This window comes from Actinoallomurus sp. NPDC052274, from assembly GCF_040679475.1.
Taxonomy (GTDB): domain Bacteria; phylum Actinomycetota; class Actinomycetes; order Streptosporangiales; family Streptosporangiaceae; genus Actinoallomurus; species Actinoallomurus liliacearum.
Genome location: NZ_JBFAUT010000068.1, coordinates 35,797 through 44,475 on the forward strand (window position 1 = coordinate 35,797; position 8,679 = coordinate 44,475).

Annotated in this window: 12 protein-coding genes; 6 read left to right on the plus strand and 6 right to left on the minus strand. The window is 73.2% G+C overall.

From position 1 onward, the window contains the following. Positions 1-156: 156 nt before the first annotated feature. Genes AB0K82_RS37880 through AB0K82_RS37895 form a run of 4 tightly spaced genes read right to left on the minus strand, consistent with a single transcriptional unit; the run spans position 157 to position 2,299 of the window. Positions 157-540 (minus strand): amino acid-binding protein, encoded by a 384-nt coding sequence (locus AB0K82_RS37880; protein ID WP_364406509.1) that lies wholly within the window; start codon positions 538-540, stop codon positions 157-159. Next, positions 528-896 (minus strand): antibiotic biosynthesis monooxygenase, encoded by a 369-nt coding sequence (locus AB0K82_RS37885; protein ID WP_364406541.1) that lies wholly within the window; start codon positions 894-896, stop codon positions 528-530. Before AB0K82_RS37885 ends, AB0K82_RS37880 begins: the two co-directional genes overlap by 13 nt. Before the next feature lie 60 nt (positions 897-956). Next, positions 957-1,757, minus strand: coding sequence for a cytochrome c oxidase assembly protein (locus AB0K82_RS37890; protein ID WP_364406512.1), 801 nt, complete (start codon positions 1,755-1,757; stop codon positions 957-959). Then, positions 1,757-2,299: a DUF2243 domain-containing protein gene (locus AB0K82_RS37895; RefSeq protein ID WP_364406515.1), complete on the minus strand. Its 543-nt coding sequence runs from the start codon at positions 2,297-2,299 to the stop codon at positions 1,757-1,759. Before AB0K82_RS37895 ends, AB0K82_RS37890 begins: the two co-directional genes overlap by 1 nt. 202 nt (positions 2,300-2,501) lie before the next feature. Here AB0K82_RS37895 and AB0K82_RS37900 point away from each other — a divergent pair, with 202 nt between their 5' ends. Both AB0K82_RS37900 and AB0K82_RS37905 read left to right on the plus strand, forming a co-directional pair. Continuing rightward, on the plus strand, positions 2,502-3,299 hold the full coding sequence (locus AB0K82_RS37900; protein ID WP_364406518.1) for an alpha/beta hydrolase: 798 nt from the start codon (positions 2,502-2,504) through the stop codon (positions 3,297-3,299). 15 nt (positions 3,300-3,314) lie between these two features. Beyond that, complete coding sequence (locus tag AB0K82_RS37905) at positions 3,315-4,256, plus strand: MerR family transcriptional regulator (protein ID WP_364406521.1); 942 nt, start codon at positions 3,315-3,317, stop codon at positions 4,254-4,256. 73 nt (positions 4,257-4,329) lie between these two features. On the opposite strand, the gene AB0K82_RS37910 is transcribed toward AB0K82_RS37905, so the two are convergent. Next, complete coding sequence (locus AB0K82_RS37910) at positions 4,330-5,604, minus strand: Cmx/CmrA family chloramphenicol efflux MFS transporter (RefSeq protein ID WP_364406524.1); 1,275 nt, start codon at positions 5,602-5,604, stop codon at positions 4,330-4,332. 170 nt (positions 5,605-5,774) lie between these two features. Further along, positions 5,775-6,302 (minus strand): LysR substrate-binding domain-containing protein, encoded by a 528-nt coding sequence (locus tag AB0K82_RS37915; RefSeq protein ID WP_364406526.1) that lies wholly within the window; start codon positions 6,300-6,302, stop codon positions 5,775-5,777. Positions 6,303-6,411: 109 nt separating this feature from the next. Between AB0K82_RS37915 and AB0K82_RS37920 the strand changes: the two genes are divergently transcribed. From AB0K82_RS37920 to AB0K82_RS37935, 4 genes are all read left to right on the plus strand, one after another. Continuing rightward, positions 6,412-6,690, plus strand: coding sequence for a hypothetical protein (locus tag AB0K82_RS37920; protein WP_364406529.1), 279 nt, complete (start codon positions 6,412-6,414; stop codon positions 6,688-6,690). A gap of 64 nt (positions 6,691-6,754) precedes the next feature. After that, positions 6,755-7,507 (plus strand): SDR family oxidoreductase, encoded by a 753-nt coding sequence (locus AB0K82_RS37925; protein WP_364406532.1) that lies wholly within the window; start codon positions 6,755-6,757, stop codon positions 7,505-7,507. Further along, entirely contained in the window at positions 7,504-8,088 is a 585-nt protein-coding gene (locus AB0K82_RS37930) for an amidohydrolase family protein (protein WP_364406535.1), read from the plus strand. The genes AB0K82_RS37925 and AB0K82_RS37930 overlap by 4 nt, the downstream gene beginning before the upstream one ends. A gap of 283 nt (positions 8,089-8,371) precedes the next feature. Then, positions 8,372-8,679 (plus strand): DUF4158 domain-containing protein (locus tag AB0K82_RS37935; protein WP_364406538.1); only part of this gene is annotated, 308 nt, incomplete at its 3' end.

An 8,679-nucleotide genomic window follows, 5' to 3' on the forward strand; every position in this document is an offset into this window, starting at 1 on the left:
ACGCGAGATCGCGCTGGCCCAGTCCGCTCTGCGTACGCCGCTCGAGGCGGCGGCGAAGCGGTGGACGAGGATTGTCACCTGACCTTACTATGTAAAGGCGGCGGGTCTGTTATCGCGTCATTCACTTACCCCCGTACAGGTCAGCCCTTGACCTGCTCAGCGATCCCAAGCCACCGTCGCCGCCGCGCCGGCGTGCGGATCGTCCACGATGAGGATCAGCCGGTGGTCGTGGTCGGAGTAGAGCACCTCGATGTTCACGCCGGCGTCGGCGAGGGCCCGGGTGATCGCCCCCAACTGGCCCGGGAGGTCCTGGTCCAAGCGGCGGGCCAGGACCTCCCGGCAGGCCGTGACACGCAGACCGGCCGCGCGCAGCGCCGCGCTCGCCGCCTCGCCGTCGTGGAACAGGAAGTGCGCGACGGCCCGTCCGCCGACGACGAACATGCCGCCGCCCTCCACGCTGACGCCCGCGGCGCCGAGCGCCTCGCCCATGGCCGCCAGCGCGCCCGGCTCGTCGTCGAGGTCGATGGTCAGGTCGTGCATCGAGAATGCTCCTCATCGTGGGCGCGGCGGCTGTCTGCGGGGGCCTCGGCGCGGTCGCGCGGCCCGTAGTCGCGGATCACCTCGGCCATCCGCAGCCGGTAGTCGGTGAAGAACCGGTGCCGGCCCAGCGCCTGCGCGCGCCGGTGCGCCGGGGTGTTACGCCACGCGGCGACCGCCTCCTCGTCCCGGAAGTAGCCGATCGCGACGAACCGCCCCGGATCGGTGTCGCTGGTGAACCGCTCGATCCCGTGGAATCCGTCCAGCTCCGGGAGCAGGTCACGCAGCCGTGCCGACTCCGCGAGGTACTCCTGGTAGGCGGCCTCGTCACCGGGATCGAACCGGTACTCGAAGATCATGACTATCACCAGGCGAATGTATCCCGGTGATGGTTGCGCCGCCGTCGAAGTGTCGGCGTCCTACCACGACTCGCCGGGCCGTACGACCCGCAGCCGGGAGCGTTCGGGACGCCAGGACGCCACCAGCGCGGCGGCCAGGAGGAGTTCGGCGACGTCCCCGCCGTAGTACATGATCATCGCGGCGTCCCGCAGCTGGGGGATCGGGGCGTGGACGTGAACGAGGAACCCGCCGTACAGCAGTTGCGCGACGGTGGCGTGCGCCGCCACGGCCACCCCGAGCAGCACGAGCCGCGCGCGTACGCCCGGACGGGCCGGCGCGGGATCGGGCCCGGCCACCACCCAGGCGAACAGGTAACCCGACGCCAGGAAGTGGGCGTGCAGCAGCCAGTGCGCGGCGGGCCGGGCGGCGATCGCGTCGTACAGCGGCGTGAAGTACAGCACGCCCAGGCTGCCGGTGCCGAGGATGAGGGCGGTGACCGGGTGGGCGAGCACGCGCGCCGGACGGGCGCGCAGCAGGCGGGTCACCCGCCGCGCGTGGCCGCCGGGCAGCGCCCGCAGCAGCGCCGTCAGGGGAGCGCCGAGCACGAGGGCGAGCGGCGCGTACATCCCGATGATCATGTGCTGCAGCATGTGGTGGCGGAAGTCGCCGTGGGCGGTGGTGACGGGGGGCAGCAGCGCGACGGCGAGCAGGGCGCATCCGCCGAGGAAGCTCGCCGTCCGCAGGCGGTGCCGGCCTCCGCCGGGGCCCCGGTCGCGGGCCCGCGCGACGAGCCACAGGTACGCGACCGCCGCCAGGACGGGGACCAGGGCGATGAGGATGCCGGGCGTCGTGTGCCCGGCGTGGTGGAGGTGGCCGCCCATCAGGCGTGGACCGTCCCGGCCGGGGCGGGGCCGACGGGCCGGGCGCCGCGTCGCAGCAGCGTGCCGGCGGCGACCAGCAGTGCGCCCAGCGCCAGGAAGCCGATGTCCCACCACAGCCGGTTCGGGCCGCTGCGGACGTGGTGGATGGCGAGGATGTGGTGGTCGAGGATCCCCTCGACGAGGTTGAACAGACCCCAGCCGACGAGGACCCAGCTCCACAGGACGCGGGAGGTCCACACGCGGCGGCGGTCGCGGGTCACGCGGGAGTACAGCACGGCCAGTCCGGTGAGCACCGACAGCCAGCACACGACGTGGAAGATCCCGTCCCACACGGTGTTCATCCGCAGCCCGGACACGGTGTTCGGGTCGTAGTACTTCACGCCGATGCGGTCGCCGTTCGTGCTGGAGAGCATGTGGTGCCACTGCAGGAGCTGGTGGAGCAGGATGCCGTCGACGAAGCCGCCCAGGCCCACTCCCAGCAGGATCCCGGGCAGCCGGATGCTCCGGGCCGGCGGGTGGACCTCGCGCCCGGTCGTGCCCATCGTCGCCTCCGTCCCCCCGCCCGCGTGATCCACGCGGGTGGGGTCCTTCCCCCGCCGCGGACCCGCCACACGGGCCCCCGCCGGCGGGCCCGGACGCCCGCTCCCTCTCCGCAGCCGGGCCGGTCCGCCCGAGTTGAGTCTCAAGGGACTTGAGGCTCCATAGTCTCCGCGTTGGCCGGACCCCGGAATCGAAGGAGTCTCGATGAGTGAAGGAACGGGCCATGTCGTGTCCCGCGGAGGCGTGGACATCACCGTCCGCGACCACGAGGGAACGGGCGCGACGGTCGTCCTGCTGCACGGCGGTGGCCGCGCCATGGACGACTGGCGTCGGGTGACCCCGCTGCTCACGGCGGCCGGGCTGCGGGTGGTCACCGTGGACCTGCGCGGGCACGGCGCCTCCGGGGCGGCCCTGTGGTCCTGGCCGGACGCGATCGACGATCTGGCCGCGGTCATCGACCACCTCGGGCTGGACGACCCGGCGGTGGTCGGGCACTCCCTCGGCGGGATCGTCGCGGCGCTGTGGGCCACACGGTGCCCGCGCTGCCCCCTGGCCGTCAACCTGGACGGGCACACCAACCCCACCGGGCCGTTCGACCTGGACACCGGCGCCGCGCGGGCGGCGGAGCAGACGATGCGCGGCTTCCTCGACGCGGAGGTACGGCGGGCCGGCGATCCCGCGCTGGCCCGGCTGGTCGCCGAGCTGGGCGCCCTGGACCTGTTCGCGACCTACCGCGCGACGCGCTGCCCGCTCGTGGTGGTCCAGTCGGCGGGTCTGGACCTGGAGGAGATGTTGCCGCCGGAGGTCGCCACGGTCTTCGCGGCCTACCGGCGCGGGTTCGCGCGTGAGCTGGCGGCGGTCGCGGCGGTGACGCCGCTGCTGACGGTGGTGGACGTCGCGACCGGCCACGACGTGCACCTGGAGGCGCCCGGCCGGGTCGCCGACCTGATTCTGGAGCGGCTGAGCCCGGTGGGGGCCGGGTCCCGTCCGGCGGATCGATGAGCCAGGCTGGACGGCATGCACGAGGGTCTGCACACGATCGGCGAGATGGCCCGGCTCAGCGGGCTTCCGGTGGCCACGATCCGGTACTACTCCGATCAGGGACTGGTGCCCCCGGTCGCCAGGTCGCCCGGCGGCTACCGCCTGTACGACGATGAGGCACTGGCCCGGCTCGAGCTCGTCCGCACGCTCCGTGATCTCGGCGTCGGCCTCGCCACGGTCGCCCGGGTGCTCAGCGGGGCGCAGAGCCTGGCGCAGGTCGCCGACCGGCAGGCGGCCGCGCTGGAGGCGCGGATCCAGGAGCTGCGGGTGCGGCAGGCCGTGCTCCGGCACGCCGCCTCCCACGGCACGGATCCGGCAACGGTCACCCGGGCGCACCGGCTCGCCGCGCTCGCGGCGGGGCAGCGCCGCCGGACGGTGGCCGACCTCATCGGCGAGGCGACCCGTGGCCTGGACATGGACCCGGGCTTCGCCGCGCGGCTGCGCTCGATGGTGCCCGACCCGCCGGACGACCCGGCACCCGCACAACTCGAGGCGTGGGTCGAGCTGGCGTACCTGGTCAGCGATCCGGACTTCCGGGCGGCGGTCCGCGCCGCGTTCGAACGGCACGCCACCGATCGGGCCTCCGGCGCGGATCGCGGCGATCCGGCGAGCTGGCGGCGGGCCGAGCGGGCCGTCCTCGACCTGGCCGGTGCGGCGCTCGCCGAGGGCGTCCCGCCGGGCTGCGCGCGGGCGCGGGCGGTCGTGGCGGAACTGGTCGCGGTCTTCGCCGACGCGCACGGCCGCGACGACGACGCGGAGTTCCGGCGCTGGCTGGCCGAACGGGTCCGGGTCGGCGCGGACGCGCGTGTCTCGCGGTACTTGGCGCTGCTGGCCGTGGTCGACGGCCGGCCCACCGGGCCCGACCCCGTCCCGGTGGCCCGGTGGTTCCTCAGCGCGCTGGAGTCGTCGGCCGCGTAGCCGGTGGGCCCGGCGCGGGTCGGCCCCGGCCGGTGACGACGCACCGTGGAGCTTCGCCCTCAGGGGGGCTCGGTCATCCGCGCGGTCGCCCCGTGGCCGGCAAGGCCGGTGCGTCATCGCGCGGCGTGGCCCGCATGCGCCGTACGGCGTGGGTGAGGCTCGCCGTGACCAGCGCCGCGGCCACCAGCAGGGCGCTGACCCACAGCGGTGAGCGGTAGCCGAGCCCGGCGGCGATGGTGGCGCCGCCGAGGGCGGGGCCGGCGGCCGCGCCGACGTTGAGCGCCGCGGTCGCGAACGAGCCGCCGAGTGAGGGCGCCCGGGTCGCCGCGTACAGGATTCGCGCGATCAGGGTCGAACCGACGGCGAACGAGAGCGTTCCCTGGACGAAGATGAGCAGCACCGCGGCGACCGGGTCGCCGGCGGTGGCTGTGAAGAGCGTCCACCCGGCGAGCAGGGCGATCCCGCCGGGAATCAGGACCCGCGTCGGCCGGGTGTCGGACAGGCGGCCGCCGATGGTGACTCCGGCGAACGACCCGAGACCGAACAGCGCCAGCAGCGCGGGCACCCAGCCCTCGGCGAAGCCGCTGACGTCGGTGCTCAGCGGGGTCAGATACGTGAAGGTGCAGAAGGTGGCGGCGTTGACCAGCGCCGCCAGCAGCAGCACGACCAGCAGCCGCGGGTCGCGCAGCGCCCGCAGTTGGTCCCGGGCGCCGGGACGGGTCTCGTCCGGGTCGCCGGTCGCCTGCGCGGTGTCCGGCACCGAGCGAAGGACGGCGAGGACGGCCGGCAGGGAGACGAGGGCCACCGCCCAGAACGCCGACCGCCAGCCGAGGGTCTGACCGAGCGCGGCGCCGGCGGGTACTCCCGCGACGCACGCGAGTGTGATCCCGCCCAGCAGGACGGAGGTCGCCCGCCCCTTGGCGTCCGGCTTGACCATGCCGGTCGCCGTCGTGAGTCCCACGGCGAGGAAACCGGCGTTGGCCAGCGCCGCGAGCGCCCGGGTCGCCAGGAGCACCGGGAAGCTGGTGGTGATCGCGCCGACGGCGTGCACGATCACGAACGCGGTCAGGAAGACCAGAAGCGCCCGCCGGCGCGGCCAGCGCAGGCTGAGCACCGCCATCAGCGGGGCTCCGACGATCATTCCCGCGGCGAACGCGGACGTCAGCGTGCCGGCGGCCGAGATGGAGACGCCGAGGTCGTGGGCGATGTCGGGGATCAGCCCGGACAGCATGAACTCGGACGTCCCCTGGGCGAAGACCGCCAGTCCGAGGATGTAGATGGCGAAGGGCATGGGCAGGAACTCCACGGTCGCGTCGAAGAAGGCATCGCGGGCAGGACACGGACGCACCACCGCGGCGTCCCGGGCCGGCCGCGGGAAGGCGGGCGGCCATCGAGGACGCGCGGGTGTCATCGCGTGCGGGAGACCGGGCTCGGCACCACGAGGGCGGTGGAGCTCACGGAATCCCGGGGGAGAACCGGTCCATATGACGGTGACCCGGCGGCGGGGGAGGCGCGGCCTCAGCGACGGCGCCGCCGCGGGGTAACACGAGAAGCCACCGAAGGACCGGTGGCTAGCGTCTGGATGCCTCGGGACCGGACATGAGCCCACACGATAGTGAGGGGGCGCCGGACTCGTCCACCGCATTCGCGTGCCCGCCCGTCCGGGGCATCCGGACGGGCGGGGCTGGTCGAGAAGCCGGCGCGGTCACCGGACCGTCTCCGGCATGAGCCGCTCGTCGTCCGTTCCGGAGGGTGCTTCGGGCGTGTCGATGGCCGATCGGGTCCGGTGCCGTCGCCTCCGGGGACGCCTTTCCAGCGCGGCAGCGTCTCACCCTCCAGATCGGAGAGCCGTACCGAGGCGCGTCCGGCGAGCCGGTGCCCGGCCGGGAGGATGACCACGCGGTCCTCGGTGTGCAGTGTCTCGTGGGCCAGGCCGTCGAGGTCATCGAATGGGACGTAGAGCAGGCCGACGTCGGCCCGGCCGAAGTGCAGTTCGTCGGCGACGGCGAGGAAGTACTCGAGCTCGCGGGTCTCCAGTTCAACCATGCCTCCAGGTTATCGCCGAAGGTCGGACCGGTCTTGGACACCGGCGGCGTGCGCCGCCGAGAATCAGAGCATGATTCAGCACACGATGATCGTTTCCTTCGATCAGCCCTTGCCAGACACCGAGCTCGATCAGTACCTCGCGGATATCGAACGGGTCATGCTCGACGCCGGGTTCGCCCAGTCGGTCGTGACGCGGCGTCACCTCCCCATCCCGGGCGAGGAGTCGATTCCGGCGCTGATCGCGACCGCGATCGTGCAGGTCACCGTGGCCGACCTCGACGCGCTGGCGAAGGGGTTCACCGCGCCCGGCGTGCATGAGGTCATCGACCACTGGCAGTCGCGACACCCGTACAAGGTCGCCTGGGCGAACCACGAGCCGCTGGCATGAGCGAGCGGAGCGAGCGAATCAACGACACAGCGCCTCTGGTCACTCCCCCGACGAAGGAGGGCGCATGAGCGCGATGTCCGGGAAGGTGGGACTGGTGACCGGCGCCGGCAGTGGGATCGGCCGTGCGGCGGCGCTGGAGTTCGCCCGCAGTGGTGCCGCGGTCGCCGTGCTCGACATCGAGGAGGGCGCGGCGGCCGAGACCGCCGAGTTGATCAGGAAGGACGGTGGGGAGGCGCTGGCCGTGACCGTCGACATCGCCGACGAGCGCTCCGTGCGGGCGGCCGTCGAGCGCACGGTCGCGGCGTACGGCGGCCTGGACTTCGCCGTGAACAACGCCGGTCTGGCCTCGCACCACCGTCGGCTGGACCAGATGAGCCTGGCGGAGTTCGAGCGCGTCGTCCACGTCAATCTGGCCGGGACCTTCCTGTGCATGAAGTACGAGCTGCCTCTCCTGCGGCGGCGTGGTGGCGGCGCGATCGTCAACGTCGCCTCCAACGGCGGTCTGTACGCGATTCCGACCGCCCCCGCCTACGTGGCGGCCAAGCACGGTGTCGTCGGGCTCACCAAGGTCGCCGCGGTCGACCACGCGCCGGACGGCATCCGGGTCAACGCCGTCTGCCCCGGCCCGACCCTCACTCCCGGGTTCGAGGAGGTCGCGGCCGGCACCGACATGATCGCGCGGCAGGCGGCGATGACACCGCTGGGCCGGCTGGCCACGCCGGAGGAGGCCGCGGCGGCGGCCGTCTGGCTCTGCTCGGACGCCGCGTCCTTCGTCACCGGGATCGCGCTGTCGGTCGACGGCGGGCGGCGGGCGTGAGGGTCATCGCGGTCGAGGAGCACATGGCCACCGAGGCGTTCCTGCGCGTCGCGCACGGCCTGGACGTCGTGCCGGGCGACGAGACCGAGATGGACCTGATGCGTACGGTGGAGAGCCCTCCCGGGTTCCGCGCCCGGCTCGTCGATCTCGATGCCCGGCTGCGGGAGATGGACGCGCTCGGACAGGACATGGCGGTGCTCAGCCTCAACCCGCCCGGCGTCCAGCCCTATCCGGCGGCCGACGCGGTGCCGCTGGCCCGGGAGTTCAACGACGCGCTCGCCGCGATCGTGCGGCGGCACCCGGGCCGGTTCGGCGGCCTGGCCGCCGTGGCGCCGCAGGATCCGGCCGCCGCGGCGGCCGAGGTCGAGCGGGCCATGGGTCCGCTCGGGCTCCACGGCATCATGATCAACTCGCACACCGGCGGGCGGTACCTCGACGAACCGGAGTTCGCGCCGCTGCTGGAGGCTGCGGAGGCGAACCGGGCGCCGATCTACCTGCACCCGCGGGCGCCGAGCATGTTCGCCGCCTACCGCGACTACGGGCTGCCCGGGGCGATCTGGGGTTACCAGGCCTGTCGGTAAGGGAGCTACCACCAGCCGCCATCTGAGGCGTCTTCCCAGGTAGGCGGCGGTCTCGGCGCACATCACCTGTGGCGGATCGGTTCTGCGGGGGTGTCGACTTCCCTGGACGGCGTTAGCAGTTCGCGGGTTTCTGGGACGCGGGCGGGCGTGTACGTCCAGTATTGGTGCGGATTCGGGGGGTGAAGGTGCCTGGCTCCGCGTGGGCTCGGCACCGTTCGTCGGTGGTCCCGCGTGCGGTCGCGCTGATCGACCCGCGCCCTGCCCCTCCGGAGGAGCCGCGAACGTGGCACGCTCGATGGACGAAGACGAGCTGATCGAGCACTGGACGCTGATCGGCGAGGAACTGGATCTGCTGGCCGGCCGGACAGGGCCGTCGAAACTCGCGCTGGCGTTGTGGCTGAAGTTCTTCACCCAGCATGGCCGGTTCCCCGAGGGCCGCGCCGAGTTGCATGACGACGCGATCGCATACGTTGCGACCCAGGTAAAGGTGCCCGCTTCCGATCTGGGGTTGTTCGACTGGGAGGGCCGTACCGCCGAGCGGCACCGTAAGCATGTCCGTACGTTCTGCGACTTTCGCGAGTGCACGGTTCC